Source organism: Mycobacterium sp. E3305, from assembly GCF_001666785.1.
GTDB lineage: Bacteria > Actinomycetota > Actinomycetes > Mycobacteriales > Mycobacteriaceae > Mycobacterium.
This window is the reverse complement of the sequence record NZ_LZJA01000003.1, coordinates 38,712-57,694: the sequence shown is the minus strand read 5'-3', so window position 1 is coordinate 57,694 and position 18,983 is coordinate 38,712. Positions and strand designations below refer to the sequence as shown.

The following is an 18,983-nucleotide window of genomic DNA, read 5'->3' as shown; positions in this document are numbered from 1 at the left end:
CCCCGGTGCGGGGTCGACTATTCGTTCTTCGACTTGGGCGGCGACTTCTTCTTTTCTATGCTGGTGGTGTCGCGGGCCCGCGCGGCCGGCCTCAGCTGCCGGCCGCGCGACATCTTCGTCGAGCAAACCGTGGCCGGACTGGCCCGGGTGGTCGGCGTGGCCGACACGCACCGGCCCATCGACGAGGGAATCGGCGACGTGGCGGCGACACCGATAATCCGCTGGCTGAGCAGCGTCGACGGCCCCGTTGACCAGTTCAACCAGACCATGGTGTTGCAGGCACCCGCGGGTGTCGAACTGGCCGACGTCACGGTCGTGCTGCAGGCCCTGCTGGACCGGCACGCCATGTTGAGACTGCGCGTCGACGACGGGCCCGGCGGCTGGAAATTGACCGTGCCAGAACCGGACTCGGCGCACGCCGCAGCGCTACTGCACACCGTCGACGCGCTCACCGACGAGACGATCATCGCCGCCCGGTCCCGGCTCAGTCCGGCCGGCGGGGTCATGCTCAGCGCCGTGTGGGCGAGCACCACCAGGCAGTTGGCCCTGATCATCCACCACCTGGCCGTCGACGCGGTGTCGTGGCGGATCCTGCTCGAAGACATCAACATCGCCTGGGCCCAACACCACAGCGGGCACCCGATAGCCCTCCCCCCGGTGATGACGTCATTCCAACGGTGGGCCGCACTCCTCGCCCAACATGCCGACGACCCAACGGTATTGGCGCAGAGCGAAGCCTGGCAGCAGGTATTGGCGGCGCGACCCGCCCTGCCGGAGGCGCCAGACACCTACGCGAACGCCGGGCACCTGACCGCGTCGCTGGACGGTGAGACCGCCCGCCAGCTGATGAGCGACGTGCCCGCGGCGTTCCACGCGGGAATCCAGGACATCCTCCTGATCGCGTTCGCATTGGCCTGCGCCGAGTTCCTGGGCACCGGCGACGCCGCGATCGCTCTCGACGTCGAAGGCCATGGCCGCGACGAAGAGCTGGCCGCCGACGTGGACCTGTCCCGCACCGTGGGCTGGTTCACCACCAAATACCCCGTCGCGCTGAGCTCCGGCGCGCTGCCCTGGGCGCTGGTGGTGGCCGGCGACGCCGACCTCGGCCCGATCATCAAGCGCGCCAAGGAACAACTCCGCGCGCTCCCCGATCCCCTGACCTATGGGCTGCTGCGCTACCTCGACACCACGCTCATGGGCGCCGAACCCACGATCGGATTCAACTATCTGGGACGTCTTGGCGCACACGGCTCCGAGCGGTCGGACGATCTGTGGCTGATCAGCGCGGACGGATCTGCGTTCACCGCGGCCGCGTCTGCGGTGAACATGCCGATGATGCACACCGTAGAGCTCAGCGCCGTCGCCGTCGAAACCGATTCCGGCCCTGCGCTGAACGCCACCTGGACCTGGGCGCCCTCAGCGCTCGACCACGCCGGCGTCAGCCGACTCAACCGGTTGTGGTTCGAGGCCCTGGCCGGTGTCTGCGCCCACGTCGCGCGGGGTGGCGGCGGTCTGACCCCCTCCGACATCGCACCCGCGCGGCTCACCCAGCGGGAGATCGACGCCCTCCAACAGCAGTATTCGGTCGCCGACATTCTGCCGCTCACCCCGCTGCAGCAGGGCCTGTTGTTCCATGCCAGCACCACCCAGGGTCTCGACGATCTGGCCGAACTCTATTCCGTCCAACTGGATTTCACCGTGACCGGGCCGCTGGACCCCGACCGGATGCGCGCCGCGGCACAGACCGTGGTCGATCGCCACCCCAACCTTGCGGCCCGCTTCTGCACCCAAGGCGAACCGGTTCAACTCATCCCTGCCGATCCCGCGGCGGCATGGCAGTACGTCGAACTGGACAACATCGACGACACCGATACCCGAATCCGGCAGCTGTGCACGGCCGAGCGCGTCGCCGTCTGTGACCTGGCGAATCCGCCGGCCTTCCGGGTGGCGCTCATCCGCACGGCACCGGACCGGCATCGGATCGTGGTCACCAATCACCACATCGTGCTCGACGGCTGGTCGACGTCGATCCTGTTGCAGGAGATGTTCGCCGCCTACTACGGGCAGCGGCTCCCGGCGTCCACCTCGTATCGCAGGTTCGTCACCTGGCTGGCCGATCGCGACCTCGATGCCGCCCACACCGCATGGCGCGAGGTTCTCACCGGATTCGAAACCCCCACCCTCGTCGGCTCCGCAAACAGGACGGGGCCCGGGCGCCGAGGCGAGGCCTCGTATCGGTTCTCGGAGCGGACGACTCACGCGCTCACCGAACTGGCGCGCTCGCATCACACCACCGTCAACACCGTGTTGCAGGCCGGTTGGGCGCAACTGCTGATGTGGCTGACCGGCCAACACGACGTCGTCTTCGGCGCCGCGGTCTCCGGACGCCCGACCGAGCTTCCCGGCGCGGAATCGGTTGTCGGGCTGTTGATCAACACGGTGCCGGTGCGCGCCACCATCGGCGCGGACACCACCACCACGCAGTTGTTGCACCACCTCCAGCAGGCCCACAACCAGACGCTGGATCACCAGCACCTGGCGCTCACGGCGATCCACCACATCACCGGCCACGACCAATTGTTCGACACGCTCTTCGTCTACGAGAACTATCCCGTCGACACCAGCGCGATGGCGGGTGCCCGTGAGTTCGCGGTCACCGACATGACCACACACGAATCCACCCATTACCCGCTGACATTGGAAGCTCGCACGGGTGAGCAGCTCGGCGTGCGCCTGGAATACGACACCGGCATCTTCGACGCCGACACCATCCACATACTCATCACGCAGCTGGAACGCGTGCTGAAGGCCATGACCGCCGACCCGACCGCCCGACTGTCCACCTTCGACCTACTCGACGAGCCGGAACACGCCCGCCTCCGTGACTGGGGCAACCTGGCAACGCTGGACCGGCCCGCGACACCGGTCTCCATTCCGGCGTCCTTCGCCGCTCAGGTCGCGCGCACCCCCGATGCCGTGGCGGTCACCTGCGCCGGTTGCTCGATGTCCTACCGCGAACTCGACGCGTCGGCGAACCGCTTGGCGCACCTGTTGACCGAACGGGGGGCGGGACCCGGACGTTGCGTGGCGCTGCTGTCCGCCCGCACGGCGGACGCGATCGTCGGCATCCTTGCGGTGTTGAAGGCCGGTGCGGCCTATCTGCCGATCGACCCGGCGCTGCCGCGGGACCGGATCGAGTTCATGATCGCCGATGCCGCACCGGTCGCCGCGATCACGACCGGAGGCTCGGCAGACCGGCTGGACGGGTCCGCGCTGCCGGTCATCGACGTCAACGACCCCCGGGTCTCGACATGCCCCATCACCGCCCTGCCGCTGCCGGATCCCGATGAGCTCGCCTACATCATCTACACCTCGGGAACGACCGGCGTACCCAAAGGGGTGTCGATCACCCACCACAACGTGACGCAGCTGGTCGGGTCGCTCGATCCCGATCTGGCCGCGCCACAACAGGTATGGACGCAATGGCACTCCTACAGCTTCGACATCTCGGGCTGGGAGATATTCGGCGCCCTGCTCAATGGCGGACGGCTGGTCGTGGTGCCGGAGTCGGTGGCCGCATCCCCGGCCGACTTCCACCAGCTCCTGGTCACCGAAGAGGTCACGGTGTTGTGCCAAACGCCGACGGCGGTCAGCACGCTCGCGCCCGAAGGATTGGAGTCGGTGGCGTTGCTGGTCGGCGGTGAGCCCTGCCCGCCCGACGTCGTGGAGCGGTGGGCACCCGGCCGGGTGATGATCAACGAATACGGCCCGACCGAGACAACCATGTGGGTGACCTTGAGCGCGCCCCTTACCGCCGGATCGGATGTCGTACCGATCGGTGCGCCGGTGCCCGGCGCCGCGCTCGTCGTTCTCGACGGCTGGCTGCGCCCGGTCTCGGCCGGTGTCGTCGGCGAACTCTACGTGGCCGGGCGCGGTGTCGGAGTGGGCTATTGGCGTCGGCCCGGACTGTCCGCTTCGCGGTTTGTGGCGTGCCCGTTCGGACCGCCCGGAACGCGGATGTATCGCACGGGGGATAGGGTGCGCTGGCGCGCCGACGGGCAACTCGAGTATCTCGGACGCACCGACGATCAGGTCAAGATCCGCGGCTACCGGGTCGAACTCGGCGAAATCCGCACCGCGCTAGCCGAACTCGAGGGCGTCGAGCACGCGGCCGTGATCGCCCGCGAGGACCGCCCCGGCGAAAGGCGCTTGGTCGGTTACATCACCGGCACCGCCGACCCGGCCGCCGTGCGCGCGGAACTGGCCCGACGGCTACCGGCCCACATGGTCCCGGCCTCGGTCATGGCACTGCAGGCGCTGCCCCTGACCGTCAACGGCAAGCTGAACACGCGGGCGCTGCCGGCGCCCCGGTACGCGGACGGCGACCGGTACCGGCCCCCGGCGAATTCGGTCGAGAAGGTCCTGGCTGACATTTACGCGCAGGTGCTCGGTGTGGAACGAGTCGGGGTCGACGACTCGTTCTTCGACCTGGGCGGTGACAGCATTTCGGCGATGCGGGCAACCGCGGCGATCAATGCGGCCCTGGGCGCGGGCCTGGCGGTGCGCACCCTGTTCTACGCGCCGTCCGTTCGGCGCCTGAGCCGGCAACTGGGCACGCCCGCGAGCGCCGAGGAGTTGGTGCCCGTCGAGACCCTCAACGAGGGCAGCGGTGTACCACTGTGGTGCATCCATGACGGCTTCGGACTCAGCTGGCCGTACCGAGCGTTGGGCCGGTACCTGGATTGCCCAGTCATCGGAATCAACCGCGTCCCACAAAACGGCGAGGGCGAACCCGAATCGATTCGGGCGATGGCGGCCAGATACGCCGACACGCTCCAAGCGCTCTATCCCGACGGGCCGTACAAGCTGCTGGGCTGGTCCTTCGGCGGCGTCGTCGCCCAGGAACTCGCGATCGAGCTCCAGAGACGCGGATGCGTGGTCCAAAGCCTGGTGTTGCTCGACGCTCCCTATTCGGCTACCAAGGGCGTAACCAGGCTCGGCGCCAACAAGATTCGCGCATCGGCCGAGAGTCAGATCCTTCAGCGAATTCTCCGCGCCAACGGCATAGACGCTCAGCCGGGTCCCCTCACCTATCAGCGCGCCGAAGAATTGATTCGCCAGAAGCTGGGCAGCTCCATCCTGCCGCCGAAAGAGCTGTTGGAGTTCATGGTCAAAAGCGCCAACGCCAGCCAATCGTTCCTGGCCGAGCACGTGCCGGAGGTGTTCGACGGCGACATGGTCGTGTTCTCCGCCGCCCGCAACGGACACCGAAATGGCGGCGACCCAACGCTATTGGCGCAAATGCACAAGATGGGAACTCACCTGGCGGCCAGGTCGCGGCTGAAGAAGTGGAAATCGCATACCGCCGGTTCCTTCACGGCATACTCGATCGACTGCTCGCACTACGACATGTTGAGCACCGCGTCGCTCAACATGTATGGCGAGCACCTCAAATTTGCTCTGGAGAACGCGAGGCGGTCACGGTGAAGAAACGGCAAACGGTTGATTCGGTCGACTTTGCGCGCATGCCCAGGGGCGGGCCGGACGCCTCCTGGCTGGACCGGAGGTTACAAACCGACCGGCTTGAATACCTGGACCGCGACGACGTCGACGATCTCAAGCGCAGGGTGATCGCCGCGCTCGACCGCGCCGAACGACGACGGTCGCGCGCGCACGAGGGGTTGGCCCGGGTGGCGCTCGCCGAGGTGGCTGATGTGCCCTCCCCGAAGATCCTCGAACTCGGGGCCGGATTCGGCGGTCTGTCGCGCAGGCTGCTGGCCAACCACCCCACGGCGCATGTCACGGTCACCGACGTCGATCCCGCGTTCGTCGCCGAGGTCGCCGCCGGCGACCTGGGCGCACACCCGCGGGCGACGGTGCGGCAGATGGACGCCACCGCGATCGACGCCCCGGACGGCCACTACGACCTCGCGCTGTTCGCGCTGTCGCTGCACCATTTACCCCCCGAGCAGGCCGCCCGGGTGTTCGCCGAGGGAACCCGCGCCGCGAAGAAGTTGCTGATCATCGACCTCCGCAGGCCTCCGGCGCCGCTCCACGTCATGGTGCTGGCGGCGGTGCTCCCGTTCACTCGGCTGATCCCGTTGGCACACGACGGGGTCATCAGCTCGTTGCGGGCGTACAGCCCGTCGGCGCTGACGGCGCTCGCAAGGCATGCGGATCCGTCGATCAATGTCGAGTTCCGCACTCGGGCGCTCGGGCCGACGGTGGCGGTCGCCAGTCGCGCCTAGCCCTCCAATTCCCGCTTGAGGTTGGCCAAGACCTCGCCCTGAATCCTCTTCAGTCCCAATGGTGCAAACGTCTTCTCGAAGAATCCCTTGACGCCGCCCGCGCCGGTCCAGGTGGTCTTCACGGTGACGCTCGAGCCGGGCCCGGCGGGCGCCACGGTCCAGTTGATGATCATCGACGAGTTCGCGTCCTTCTCGATGACCGAGTGGCCGGCGACGTCGACGTTGACCTGCACGTCGCGGACTCGGGACTTGGTGGCCTGCAACTTCCACTTGGCGACCGTGCCGGCCCCCTGGCCGCCCTGTAACACCTGGTAGCCGCTGTACTGCGGGGACAGAATTTTCGGACGGACCGTCTCATAGTCCGCAACCGCCGCCAAGGTGGCGGCCGGCTCCACATTGACCAAAATCGTGCTGGCAGCACTCACCTGTCCCAAAACAACTCCTGAAGCTATGCCCGCCCGCGCTCGGGTGCACGGGCTGTGGTCGAAGACTAGGGTATATGTGGTGCCTGTCCCTGGATCTGCACTGTCGGCGCACAAGTCGGGCGTTGACCGGTTGATGGCGAGTTATCGATCCATCCCCGCGACGTCCGCCGTCCGGCTCGCCAAACCAACGTCAAATCTGTTCCGCGCCCGCACCAAACGTGACGCCCCGGGCCTGGACACATCGGGGCTGACCGGCGTGCTGGGTGTGGATCCCGAATCCCGCACCGCCGACGTCGCCGGCATGTGCACCTATGAGGACTTGGTCGCCGCGACCTTGCCTTTTGGCCTTTCGCCGCTGGTCGTCCCGCAGCTGAAGACCATCACGCTGGGCGGAGCGGTCAGCGGCTTGGGCATCGAGTCGGCGTCGTTCCGCAATGGCCTGCCGCACGAATCGGTGCTGGAGATGGACATCCTCACCGGTGCCGGCGAATTGCTGACCGCATCCCGCACCGAGCACGCCGATCTCTTTCGCGCCTTTCCCAATTCCTATGGGACGCTCGGCTATTCGACCCGGCTGCGGATCGAGCTGGAGCCCGTCGCGCCGTTTGTGGCGTTGCGGCATGTCCGCTTCCGCTCGTTGCCCGAGCTGGTCGCGGCCATGGAACGCATCATCGACACCGGCGGCCAGGGCGGCACACCCGTCGACTATCTCGACGGCGTGGTGTTCAGCGCGGACGAAAGCTACCTGTGCGTGGGCCGGCGAACCACCAACCCGGGGCCGGTGAGCGATTACACCGGGAAAAACATCTACTACCAATCGATTCGGCACGACTTCCCAGGCGTGGAAGCCACCAAGGACGACCGGCTGACGATGCACGACTACTTCTGGCGCTGGGACACCGACTGGTTCTGGTGCTCGCGGGCATTCGGTGTGCAGAACCCCCGATTGCGGCGCTGGTGGCCGCGCCGCTACCGGCGCAGCAGCGTCTACTCGAAGCTCGTCGCCATGGACCAGCGGTTCGGTATCGCCGATCGGATCGAGAAACGCAAGGGGCGTCCGCCGCGGGAGCGGGTGGTCCAAGACGTGGAGGTTCCCGTCAAACGGACCTGCGAATTCTTGGAGTGGTTCCTGGGCAGCGTGCCCATCACCCCCCTCTGGCTGTGCCCGCTGCGGCTGCGCGACCACGAGGGCTGGCCGCTGTATCCGATGCGGCCCGACCACACGTACGTCAATATCGGCTTTTGGTCTTCGGTGCCGGCGGGCACCACGGAAGGTGGAACCAACCGGAAGATCGAAGCGAAGGTGAGCGAATTCGACGGGCACAAGTCGCTATATTCCGACTCGTACTACGCCCGCGAGGAATTCGACGAGTTGTACGGCGGCGAGGCCTACAACACGGTCAAGAAAACCTACGATCCCGATTCCCGTCTCCTCGACCTCTACGCAAAGGCGGTACAACGGCGATGACGACGATCAAAGAACCCCACCGCACCACCGGCAAGCTCAGCATGGCGGAGATCCTGGAGATCTTCGCCGCGACCGGCCACCATCCCCTGAAGTTCACGGCCTACGACGGCAGCATCGCGGGCAGTGCGGACGCCGAACTGGGCCTGGACCTGCGAACCCCGCGCGGCGCCACCTACTTGGCCACCGCTCCAGGCGAACTCGGCCTCGCCCGCGCGTATGTGGCGGGCGACCTGGACCTCTACGGCGTCCACGCCGGTGATCCCTACCAGCTGCTCAAGACGCTCACCGACCGCGTCCAATTCAAGCGGCCGCCGGCTCGCGTCCTCGCGAACGTGGTGCGTTCGATGGGGCTCGAGCGGCTGGTGCCGGTCGCCCCGCCGCCGCAGGAGACGCCACCCCGGTGGCGCCGGATTGCCGACGGGCTGATGCACACCAAGACCCGCGACGCCGAGGCCATCCACCACCACTACGACGTCTCCAACACCTTCTACGAGTGGGTGCTCGGCCCGTCGATGACGTACACGTGCGCGGTCTACCCCGACGCCGACGCGACGCTGGAGGAGGCCCAGGACAACAAGTACCGGCTGGTCTTCGAGAAGTTGAGGCTGCAGCCGGGCGACCGGCTGCTCGACGTCGGCTGCGGGTGGGGCGGCATGGTCCGCTTCGCCGCCCGACGCGGCGTCCGGGTGATCGGCGCCACCCTGTCGAGTGAGCAGGCCAGGTGGGCGCAGCGGGCGATCGACGAGGAGGGACTCGCGGGCCTCGCCGAGGTCCGCCATTCCGACTACCGCGACATCGCCGAAGGCGGGTTCGACGCAGTGTCCTCGATCGGGCTGACCGAACACATCGGCGTGAAGAACTACCCGGCCTACTTCGGGTTCCTGAAGTCGAAGCTGCGCACCGGCGGCCTGCTGCTCAACCACTGCATCACCCGCCACGACAACAAGTCGACGTCGTTCGCGGGTGGTTTCACCGACCGCTACGTCTTCCCGGACGGCGAGCTGACCGGCTCGGGCCGCATCATCACCGAGGTCCAGGACGTGGGCTTCGAGGTGCTGCACGAGGAGAACTTCCGGCACCACTACGCGATGACGCTGCGGGACTGGTGCCGCAACCTGGTCGAGCACTGGGACGAAGCCGTCGACGAGGTCGGCCTGGCCACCGCCAAGGTGTGGGGCCTGTACATGGCGGCCTCGCGGGTGGCCTTTGAGCAGAACAACCTGCAGCTGCACCACGTGCTGGCGGCCAACGTCGACGCGTGCGGCGACGATCACCTGCCGCTGCGGCCCTGGTGGGCGCCCTAGCCTTATGGCGGCGACCCTCCGCGCCCGGCCCCGCCGCGCTTGCGATCGCCGCTAGCCGGCGTCAGGCGTTATCGATCCGGCGCGCGCCCAGCTCGTTCTGTAGCAGCTCGAGCGCGACCTCCTCGGGGTCGCGGCGCGGCTCCGACGCCTCCGTGCGGCCGGCTTCGGCGAGCATGTGCTCCTCTTCGTCGCGCTGGGCCAGGTCGGGCGGGGGCTCGGCCGCCGGCGGTGCCGGCGGCGCCGACTCGACCGGTGTCGCGGCGCCCACCTCGCAGCGCACCCGCCAGTTGACGCCCAGGGCATCCTTGAGCGCTTCGGCGATGACGTCGGCGTTGCGCTGTTCGCACAGCCGCTTGGCCAGCGGCGCCGACGAATGCGTCAGCACCAGCGTGTTTTCCTCGATCGCCCGGACGGTCGCGCCCGCCAGCATCACCTCGGTAGTGCGGCTGCGCTGACGCACCTTTTCGCGCACGGTCGGCCACATGGTTCGCACCGCGGCGGCGTTGAGTTCGCCCGGCGCGGCCACCGGTTCGGCGACAGGCGGCGCCGGGACCGGCTCGGGGACCGCGGGCGCCGGGACCGGTTCGGGGACGGCCTCCGGCATGGGTACGGGCGGCGCCGACCTGGGCGGGGCTGCCTCCCGGGGCCGGGCGGCCTCCCTGCGCGGCCGCACTGGAGCGGCGACCGGCGGCGGGTGCGCGACGGCGGCCTCGGAGGCGGGAATGGACATGTCAAGCCGGGTCTCGATCCGCTCGACGCGCTGCAGCAGGGCCGACTCGGTGTCGCTGGCCGAGGGCAGCAGCAGCCGCGCGCAGACGACCTCCAGCAGCAGGCGCGGGGCCGTCGCCCCCCGCATCTCGCCCAGCCCGGCCTGCACGACCTCGGCGTAGCGGGTCAGGGTAGCCGACCCGAGGCGGGTCGCCTGGTCGCGCATCCGGTCGAGCACGTCCTCGGGGGCGTCCACCACGCCGCGGCTGACGGCGTCCGGAACGGCTTGGAGCACGAGGAGATCGCGGAACCGCTCCAGCAGGTCGGTCGCGAAGCGCCGCGGGTCGTGGCCCGCGTCGATCACCGATTCCACCGCACCGAACAGGGCCGCGGCGTCCGACGCGGCCAGGGCGTCCACCGCGTCGTCGATCAGCGCGACGTCGGTGGCCCCCAGCAGTCCGAGCGCGCGTTGGTAGGTGACGTGGGGCCCCCCGGGACCAGTCTCAGAGCCCGCCAGCAGCTGATCGAGCACCGAGAGCGTGTCGCGCGGTGAGCCACCGCCGGCACGGATCACCAGCGGGTACACCGCGTCGTCGACGACGACGCCCTCCTGTTCGCAGATCCGGCCGATCAACGCCCGCATGGTCTTCGGGGGTAGCAGCCGGAACGGATAGTGGTGGGTGCGCGACCGGATCGTCGGCAACACCTTCTCCGGTTCGGTGGTGGCGAAGATGAAGATGAGGTGCTCGGGCGGTTCTTCGACGATCTTGAGCAGGGCGTTGAAACCCGCGGTGGTCACCATGTGCGCCTCGTCGATGATGAACACCCGATAGCGCGACTGCGCCGGCGCGTAGAACGCGCGGTCCCGTAGTTCGCGCGTGTCGTCCACCCCGCCGTGGCTGGCGGCGTCCAGCTCGACCACGTCGATGCTGCCGGGGGCGTTCGGGGCCAGCGCCGTGCACGATTCGCAGACCCCGCACGGGTTGGCGGTGGGACCCTGCGCGCAGTTCAGCGACCGGGCCAGGATGCGCGCCGAGGACGTCTTCCCGCAGCCCCGGGGGCCGGAAAACAGGTAGGCGTGGTTTATCCGGCCGGCCTCCAGGGCGATCGACAGCGGTTCGGTGACATGCTCCTGCCCCACCACTTCGGCGAAGGTTGCCGGACGGTACTTGCGGTAGAGGGCCACGGTCAGCAGGCTACCGGCGCGGTCCGACCACGATGCGGGCACGGCAGGGCCCGCTGAGACGCCGGACAGTAGGCCCGGTGACTAGAGCGCGACGGGCTTTGAGTGTGCATCAGCGGCTTTCGGTGTGAGCCCTGGGCGATCCGGCTCGGCGTGTCGTCGCCCTCAGCTCACACTCGATGCGGCGGAGACGAGCAGCGACTCCGAGGCCGCCAGCAGCGCGCAGGTGGCCAGCCCGTCGACCGCGTCGCGCAGGTCGGGCAGCGACGGGAATGTCGGCGCGATCCGGATGTTCTTGTCCTCCGGGTCTTTCCGGTAGGGGAACGACGCCCCCGCCTCGGTCACCGCGATGCCCGCGTCCTTCGCCAGCGCCACGGTCCGGCGCGCCGTCCCGGGCCACACGTCGAGGCTGATGAAGTAGCCACCCTGGGGTTCGGTCCACGTGGCGATCTTGGAATCGCCCAGCCGCTTGTCCAGGATGTCCAGCGCCAGCTCGAATTTGGGCGAAAGTATCTGCTGGTGCCGCAGCATGTGCAGGCGCACGCCGTCGGCGTCGCGGAAGAAGCGCAGGTGCCTCAGCTGGTTGACCTTGTCCGGGCCGATCGACTTCTTGCCCGCGTATTGCAGGTACCACGCGATGTTGCCCAGCGAGCCGCCCAGGAAGCTGACGCCGGCGCCGGCGAAGGTGATCTTGGAGGTGGACGCGAAGACGTAGGGCCGGTTCGGGTTGCCGGCCTTGGCCGCCAGCCCGAGCACGTCGACCTGCCGGATGAAGTCGTGCGTCAGGGTGTGCACCGCGTAGGCGTTGTCCCAGAACAGCCGGAAGTCCGGCGCGGCCGTGCGCATCTGCACCAGCCGGCGCACGGTTTCCCACGAGTAGGTGATGCCGGTGGGGTTGCCGAACACCGGCACCGACCACATGCCCTTGATCGCCGGATCGGCGACCACCAGCTCCTCGATGAGGTCGACGTCGGGCCCGTCGGCCAGCATCGGGACGGGGATCATCTCGATGCCCATCGTCTCGGTGATGGCGAAGTGCCGGTCGTAGCCGGGAACGGGGCACAAGAACTTGACGCTCGCCTCGTCCTTCCAGGGGCGCTGCGAGTCGACGCCGCCGTACAGCATCGAGAAGGCGACCAGGTCGTGCATCAGCTCCAGGCTGGAGTTGTTGCCGGCGATCAGGTTGGGCACCGGGATACCGAGCAGCTCGCCGAAGATGGCGCGCAGCTCGGGCAGGCCGTGCAGACCGCCGTAGTTGCGGGTGTCGGTGCCCTCGCTGTCGCGGTAGTCGTCGCCGGGCAGGCTCAGCAGCTGGTTGGACAGGTCGAGTTGCTCCGGCGCCGGTTTGCCGCGGGTCAGGTCGAGGGCCAACTTCTTGGCCTGCAGAGCCGCGTAATCCTGCTGGTTGCGCGCGTGCGCGGCGGCGAGCTCTTCCGGGCTGAGGGAATCCAGCGACACGGCGGACCCTTTCGCTGTTCCTGGCGGCGATCGCACGCGCGGCTAAGCCGGGCGCAGCGGGTCGCCACTCATCAAACCTGGCGGCGATCGCAAGCGCGGCGGAGCCGGGCGAAGCGGGTCTGCCACTCAATGGACATAGGGGACCCCGCGCACCCGACAGAGCCCATTGACCCTTGCTGCCTTCCGGCCCTGGGGGAGTTCACAGGATAGACGCCGCGCGGGGTCCACCGCGAGTGTAATACCTGGCGCGGAGCGCGTGGTGGCCGCTATGGCGGCCTCGGTTACCATGGCCACGGAGGATTCGCCTAGTGGCCTATGGCGCTCGCCTGGAACGCGGGTTGGGTTAACAGCCCTCGCGGGTTCAAATCCCGCATCCTCCGCAATTGGTCCGCCATGCGGACAAAGCACGAATTGGTATGGATTCGGGTTGGCCGCCTTTAGGCTGGCGTGAACTCAACAGCACGAGGAGGGGTATGGGGCGCAAGATTGCCGTGCCGTGGCACCTGCTGTTCTCCCTCGTCGCCGGCGCCCTGTACTTCTTTTTCGTGTTGCCCCGTTGGCCGGAGCTGATGGGTGACACCACGCATTCGTTGGGAACGGCGCTGCGTATCACGACGGGTGCGCTGATCGCCTTGGCCGCGCTGCCTGTCGTTTTCAACCTGCTGCGGGTGCGCAAGCCGGAGCTGGGGACGCCTCGGCTCGCCCTGACGCTGCGGGTCGCCTCGATCGTCTGCCATGTGCTGGCGGGTGTACTGATCATCGGAACGGCGATCAGCGAGATCTGGCTGAGCCTGGACACCGCGGGACAGTATCTGTTCGCCATTTATGGGGCGGCCGCGGCGATCGCGCTGCTCGGTTTCTTCGCGTTCTACCTTTCGTTCGTCGCCGAGTTGCCGCCCCCGCCGCCGAAACCGATCAAGGTGAAGGAACCCAAGAAGCGCCGGCTGCGCGGCAAGAAGTCCGACGAGGCCGAAACCGACGAAGACACCGAAGCCGCCGACGAAGACACCGCGGCCGAGACCGAAGAAGCCGAGGCCGGCGAGCCGGAGGAGGCCGAGACCGTCACGGCCGAGAGCTCCACGGCCGCCGAGCCCGAAGCCGCGCCGGAACCCCAGGCTGCGACCGAAGAGCCCGCGGAAGAGGCCACCGAAGAGCCCGCCGAGGAGACCGAGGAAGGCCCGGCCAGGTTGCGCAACCGTCGCCCGACGGGGAAGGGGTCGCACCGGATGCGGCGCCGGCGCACCAGGGGCGGGGTCGCCCTCGATGAGGAATAGCCGGACCTGATCAGTCGCGCCGCCGCAGTCGCTCCACGTAGGCGGCGATGCGTTGCCGGGTCTCGTCCGCGCCCCACATCTGGCGGACCTCGTCGTCGATAGCGCCACCGTCGCGGATCCGCGCCATCGCCGGGGCCCGCAGCTGGGTCTTGGTCCGGCGGTAGGCGGCGGCGGGGATGCCGCCGAGATCCGAGGCCTCGGCCACAGCCTCCTCGAGGAGATTGTCGGCGACGACGCGATGGGCGAGTCCACGAGCGACGGCCTCCGGCCCCCGATAGTTGCGTCCAACCAGCAGCACTTCCTCGGTGTGGTCCCCGCACGCGTAGCGCATCACCTCCAGCGCCGCGACCGGGAACGGCACGCCGACGCGCACCTCGGCCGCTCCGATGGGCGCCTCGGGCCCGATGAGGCGGCGGTCGCAGGCACACGCGAGCACGCACCCGCCCGCGATGGCGGCGCCGTTGATCGCCGCGACGGTCGGTCCCGGATAGGCGAACACCGCCTCGAACGCCGCGGACAGCGCCGGGACCAGCCGATCGGTGTAGGCGGCGCCCCCGTCGACCACGCGGTTGAGGTCGACCCCGGCACTGAACGCCCGGCCCGCCCCGGTGACAACCAGCGCGCCGGGGTCCGAACGGCCCAGGTCGCGGACCGCCGAGGTCAGCGCCTCGAGCAGCTCGACGTCCTGGGCGTTGACGGGACCCGAGGACATGGTCAGCACCCGCACGGATTCGACGGTCTCGATGTTGATCATCGTCACATCCTCGGTCAGCGGCTCACGGCCGCGATGACGACCGGAATGTCGGTGTTCTCGTCGGTGTGGTAGCTGGCGCACACGCGGTGGTAGCCGTCGGCGATCTGCAACGGGGCACCGGTCGGGAAGTCGCCGCGCACCAGCAGGATGGGCGACAGCGGTTGCCCCTTCTCGATTTTGGTGAGGTCGGCCGCGACGTGCGGATTGTCGACGGGCAGTAGGCCCAGGCGTGCCGCACGCAGGATGTCCTTGGCCTTCCGGTGCGTGACCGTGCCGGCCTTCAACTTTTTGATCACCTTTTTCACGGTCGCGGGGTCCGCGAGCATGGTGAGGTAGTCCGCGGCCGCCGGAAAGTCATGGGCCTCAGGCTTTTCCAGCCACTTCACGCTCAGCATCGCGTGCCTCCCTTTTGTCAGCGCCGACCCCGACGCAGCCTACCGGCTCGACGCCGCGAAATTTGGGATCGGTAGCGAATCCGGGGGTCTGTACTTGCGCCATGACGACGCCATCGGGGCGGCGCATGGAGGAAGGAAATCGCAAAGTGAAACGACTTCTCGCGGCTGCGATTGGGACACTGGGCGCCGCATCGGTGCTCGTGGGGTGTTCCAGCGGCGGCCACACGGCCAGCCCGGCATCGAGCACGGCGCCCAGCGTGGCCCACGGCGGCGGGGCACAGGTCAAGGTGGGTGGCACCGACCTGGCGGGCCTGGACCCCGCCTCGGTGACCTGCGTGAAGACCGGCGGCAAGATCAACATCGGCAGTGGCTCCAGCGGCGGACGGCAGGCCCTCGCCGTCGTGATGACCGACGAGTCCACCCCGAAGGTCGAGTCGCTGGCAATGGTTGTCGACGGCAACGCGCTGTCGGTCAGCAACAACATGGGTGCGAAGGTCGGCTCGGCCGACGTGGCGGTGGACGGTAAGACCTACACCATCACGGGCCAGGCGCAGGGCGCCGACCTGAAGAATCCGATGGCCGGAATGATCACCAAGGACTTCAACATCAAGGTGACCTGCGGCTGATCGGTCGCGACCGGGCGGCGGACGTGCTCACTCACGCGTCCGCCGCTCGCCGCTTTCCCTGCCCGGACCACATCCGCGGACTTATGATGCAGCCGTGTCGATCCCCGACGAATTGGAGAACGCGCGCCGCCTGGCGCATGCGGCCGACGAAGCCGGGGCCCGTGATCTGTTGCTGTCCTTGATACCGGGCATCGAGCGGGAAGACCGGGACGATCTGATGCTGGAAGTCCTCGCCCAGCTCGGCGAGATCTACCTCGACCGCGGCGCGAATGACGGCGTGCGCGAATCCATCCGGCGCATTCAAGACTGCATATCGATCTATGCGAGCATGCCCGCCGACGCCGCCATCACGCACATGATCCGCCGGTACTCCCGGCGGGCTCAGTTTCTGCAGGCCGGCCTCGCCGCGGCGATCGGCGACCACGAAGGCGCGGCCGCGGCGTTGGCCACGCTGGACGGCGACGGCTCGGACGAAGACCTTCCCGACCTGGCCGACGAACACGCGCGCCTGCGGATCCAGGCCCGGGTCCTCTGCGCGACCGCGCTCTGCGACGACGACCTACATGTCCGGTCGGTTCCGCTGTGGCAGAACGTCGTCGGCGCGATGGAAGACTACACCGGTACGGGCGCGGACGCTGACCACGTTCGGGTCGTCGCCGGTACCGGCTACGGAAGGTTCTGCGTCGAAACCGGCCGGCTATCGGAAGCGGATCCCTGGCTGCGCCGCGCGGAAGCCCGGGCCCAGGCCAACGGCTGGGAACTTGCCACGGCGCGAGCGCAATTGGAGCGGGCGGCGGCGTGCTGGGCGGCCAACAACCACGCCGGCACCGAGCAACTGGTTTCCGAGGCCTACCCCGTCATCGCCCGTCACGACCGGGCACACGACGCCGCCCGCTGCTGGCTTTTCATGGGACTCACCCGGCTGGGGGCCGGCAAGCTGGAAGCCGCCGACGAATGCTGGGAACACGCAGAGCGGCACTGGCGGGAATTGGGAAAGCCGCTGTATCTGCACCGTATCCTGTTGCAACGTAGCTGGATAGCGATCTTCTGGAGCCGCTTCGCCGACGCGGTCGAGCTGATCGCCCAGGCCCGTGAACTGCTCGACTCGTCGCCGCGCAGCAGCTGGCTGCAGTACGCGCTGCTCGACAATCATCTCGGAACCGTGTGGCGCGCCGACGCGTTGGCCGACCTCGGCTTCGACAGCTCGGGCGATCCCGACGAGACGCTGCAGGAGACGGAGGCGCGCCAGGCGGAGGGGCTCGGCATCCTCCACGGCGAGGTCGGCACCGAAAAATACCGGCGCGGCATGACCAAACTCCAGCAGGCCGCCGAGCTCAAGGTTCCCGCAGCGCTGGCCGTTGACTCGGTGCGGTATTCGATCGCCGACGCCGACGCGAGATCCCGCTGGGCCACCACCGTTTCCGGCCCCGTCCTGGCCGGCGCCTTCGCCGTCGCCTGGGAATGGGAGAACACCGAGCTGATCAGCCAACTGGTCGAATACCACAGCGCGCGGGGGACTTTCGATACCGGTGACCAGCGGCCGTGCACCGGCGAATGGGCATCGACGGCCACCCCAGCGGTCCCGGTCGATCCCGATCTGGAGCCCGCGCCCGCGCTGGCGGCGGCCGGCTCGCCGGCTACCGGTGGCGCATCGCTGACCCGGCTCGGGCCGTTGCCGCCGCTGCGCATGCAGCCCGAAGCGGAGCCGATCCTCAGCCAGTATCGTGAGCTGGCTCTCCAGCGCTACGGCCGCGCGGTCACCGCGGCCGAGGCGGCCTGGTCGACGTGGCCATGAGCGAGACCGATCGAACCACGCTGATCCTGAGGTATGCCGACGTCGGGATCGCCACCTACGCCAGCTTGCGGGTCGTCGGGGAGCCGTCGCGGACCGTCAACTGGGTCATCGAAGAGCCGCTGCTGCTGGCCGCGCTCGACGAACTGGTGAGCGCCCTGCCCGAGCCGTACGGCACCGAGGGACGGCGCGACGCCATCGAGCGCGCGCTGACCACCGGGCCCTTCGCGGCGCCGGACAGAGAGCTGACGCTCGCCTACATCCTCGGGGTGCTGTTGATCGGCTCCCCCGGCTGGCAGCTGTTGACCGAGTGCGTGACCCAGCCGCGGGCGGTGCTGTTCGTCTCGCCCAGCGCGCGGCTGGCTCGGGTTCCCTGGGGACTGCTGGCGTTGCCGAAATCGGGGCCCAGCAAGGAAGAATTGGTGCGCGCTCGCCAGGAAGCCATCACCGCAAGCGGCCGGACGGCGGCCCGAATCCCGTGGCAGCTCGCCGATATCGAAAAGCACACCGACGGTCACCGGCTGATGGAACTGGTCGACGTGTTGCTGGCGGTCCCGCCGAATATCGTGCACTCGCCGCGGGTGACGGTCTCCTGGGGCGCGAGGAAGGACGGTCCGCCGCTCCTGGTGCTCGATCCCCGGGTGCCGGGACAGCGCCCCGACTCGGCGCTGGGGTCGGTGCTCGGCAGGCCCTCGCCTGCAACGCCATTGGCGCAATACTTCACCGACGTGCTGGAGCACCGGCCGGTGCTGCCGTCCGTGGACGCCGCGGTCGAATTGTTCCGTCGCCAGGATGCCGACCGCACGTGGCTGGCCAAGCTGTTGACCCTTGCGCCGAGCAGGCTGCTGTATGTGGGCCACGCCAGTTCGGCCGACGGCCAGGCCGATCGGGCCGCACTGCACCTCGCCGACACCGCCGAGATACCCGGCGACGCCGAGGCTATCGGCGACCACCGCCCGCTGGCCGCCTCGGACCTGATGTCCTTAGCGCTGCCGATGCCGCCGCGGGTGGCCCTGCTCGCCTGCGGCTCGGGTGGGGACTACCAATTCGACGAGGCGACCGGGCTGGTGGCGGCGGTGATCCTGGGCGGCGCCCAGCTGGTGACGGCCACCCTGTGGTCGCTACCCACGTCCGCGGCATATCGCCAGTTCACCACGGCCACCGCCGATCCGATGGCCGATGTCGTTGTCGCCGTGGATCGCGCCCATGGCGCCGACGGGGACGCCGGGTGCGCGGTGAACCGGTGGCAGCGCGAACAGATGCGGCGCTGGCGCGACGGCGATACCACGGCCAGCCCGCTGTATTGGGGCGCCGTCGTCAGCTTCGCGGTGGACGGCGCCCGGTAGCG

General features: G+C 68.7%; 13 protein-coding genes, 1 tRNA gene and 1 other RNA gene. 9 read left to right on the top strand and 6 right to left on the bottom strand.

Features of this window, described 5'->3' with window-relative positions; genetic code table 11:
* Together A5701_RS00355 and A5701_RS00350 are read left to right on the top strand one after the other, a co-directional pair.
* On the top strand, nucleotides 1-5,487 hold a 5,487-nt coding region (locus A5701_RS00355; protein WP_156669844.1), incomplete at its 5' end, for a non-ribosomal peptide synthetase.
* A gap of 38 nt (nucleotides 5,488-5,525) precedes the next feature.
* The gene (locus A5701_RS00350) at nucleotides 5,526-6,248 is read left to right on the top strand and encodes a class I SAM-dependent methyltransferase (RefSeq protein WP_067747263.1); all 723 of its coding nucleotides are present in this window, start codon (nucleotides 5,526-5,528) and stop codon (nucleotides 6,246-6,248) included.
* On the opposite strand, the gene A5701_RS00345 is transcribed toward A5701_RS00350, so the two are convergent.
* A complete protein-coding gene (locus tag A5701_RS00345) occupies nucleotides 6,245-6,682 on the bottom strand; it encodes an SRPBCC family protein (RefSeq protein WP_067747234.1) in 438 nt (145 codons plus the stop codon). The two genes, A5701_RS00350 and A5701_RS00345, sit on opposite strands and share 4 nt — an antisense overlap.
* 67 nt (nucleotides 6,683-6,749) lie before the next feature.
* On the opposite strand from A5701_RS00345, the gene A5701_RS00340 reads away from it, so the two are divergent.
* Together A5701_RS00340 and A5701_RS00335 are read left to right on the top strand one after the other, a co-directional pair.
* A complete protein-coding gene (locus A5701_RS00340) occupies nucleotides 6,750-8,141 on the top strand; it encodes an FAD-binding oxidoreductase (protein ID WP_067747232.1) in 1,392 nt (463 codons plus the stop codon).
* Nucleotides 8,138-9,445 carry a class I SAM-dependent methyltransferase gene (locus A5701_RS00335; protein ID WP_197499007.1) on the top strand — a complete coding sequence of 436 codons (1,308 nt, stop codon included), beginning with the start codon at nucleotides 8,138-8,140 and terminating at the stop codon, nucleotides 9,443-9,445. Before A5701_RS00340 ends, A5701_RS00335 begins: the two co-directional genes overlap by 4 nt.
* A gap of 61 nt (nucleotides 9,446-9,506) precedes the next feature.
* On the opposite strand, the gene A5701_RS00330 is transcribed toward A5701_RS00335, so the two are convergent.
* The 3 genes from A5701_RS00330 to ffs all read right to left on the bottom strand — a co-directional run bounded on the left by A5701_RS00330 (nucleotide 9,507) and on the right by ffs (nucleotide 13,023).
* Nucleotides 9,507-11,339, bottom strand: coding sequence for a DNA polymerase III subunits gamma/tau (locus A5701_RS00330; protein ID WP_067747258.1), 1,833 nt, complete (start codon nucleotides 11,337-11,339; stop codon nucleotides 9,507-9,509).
* Nucleotides 11,340-11,501: 162 nt separating this feature from the next.
* Nucleotides 11,502-12,794 (bottom strand): aminotransferase class I/II-fold pyridoxal phosphate-dependent enzyme, encoded by a 1,293-nt coding sequence (locus A5701_RS00325; RefSeq protein ID WP_067747231.1) that lies wholly within the window; start codon nucleotides 12,792-12,794, stop codon nucleotides 11,502-11,504.
* 134 nt (nucleotides 12,795-12,928) lie between these two features.
* Nucleotides 12,929-13,023: signal recognition particle sRNA small type (ffs, locus tag A5701_RS00320), an RNA gene on the bottom strand.
* Nucleotides 13,024-13,088: 65 nt separating this feature from the next.
* On the opposite strand from ffs, the gene A5701_RS00315 reads away from it, so the two are divergent.
* Both A5701_RS00315 and A5701_RS00310 read left to right on the top strand, forming a co-directional pair.
* Nucleotides 13,089-13,174, top strand: a tRNA-Ser gene (locus A5701_RS00315).
* 93 nt (nucleotides 13,175-13,267) lie between these two features.
* Entirely contained in the window at nucleotides 13,268-14,068 is an 801-nt protein-coding gene (locus tag A5701_RS00310) for a hypothetical protein (RefSeq protein ID WP_067747230.1), read from the top strand.
* Nucleotides 14,069-14,078: 10 nt separating this feature from the next.
* Here the strand turns inward: A5701_RS00310 and A5701_RS00305 are convergent, their stop codons facing one another.
* Nucleotides 14,079-14,822, bottom strand: coding sequence for an enoyl-CoA hydratase/isomerase family protein (locus A5701_RS00305; protein ID WP_067747256.1), 744 nt, complete (start codon nucleotides 14,820-14,822; stop codon nucleotides 14,079-14,081).
* A gap of 14 nt (nucleotides 14,823-14,836) precedes the next feature.
* Nucleotides 14,837-15,217 (bottom strand): hypothetical protein, encoded by a 381-nt coding sequence (locus A5701_RS00300; RefSeq protein WP_067278284.1) that lies wholly within the window; start codon nucleotides 15,215-15,217, stop codon nucleotides 14,837-14,839.
* A gap of 146 nt (nucleotides 15,218-15,363) precedes the next feature.
* Here A5701_RS00300 and A5701_RS00295 point away from each other — a divergent pair, with 146 nt between their 5' ends.
* The 3 genes from A5701_RS00295 (at nucleotide 15,364) to A5701_RS00285 (ending at nucleotide 18,981) form a co-directional block, all read left to right on the top strand.
* Complete coding sequence (locus A5701_RS00295; protein WP_067747255.1) at nucleotides 15,364-15,843, top strand: lipoprotein LpqH; 480 nt, start codon at nucleotides 15,364-15,366, stop codon at nucleotides 15,841-15,843.
* Nucleotides 15,844-15,937: 94 nt separating this feature from the next.
* Complete coding sequence (locus tag A5701_RS00290; RefSeq protein ID WP_067747229.1) at nucleotides 15,938-17,638, top strand: hypothetical protein; 1,701 nt, start codon at nucleotides 15,938-15,940, stop codon at nucleotides 17,636-17,638.
* Nucleotides 17,635-18,981 carry a CHAT domain-containing protein gene (locus tag A5701_RS00285; RefSeq protein WP_067747254.1) on the top strand — a complete coding sequence of 449 codons (1,347 nt, stop codon included), beginning with the start codon at nucleotides 17,635-17,637 and terminating at the stop codon, nucleotides 18,979-18,981. The genes A5701_RS00290 and A5701_RS00285 overlap by 4 nt, the downstream gene beginning before the upstream one ends.
* The last annotated feature ends 2 nt before the right edge of the window (nucleotides 18,982-18,983 follow it).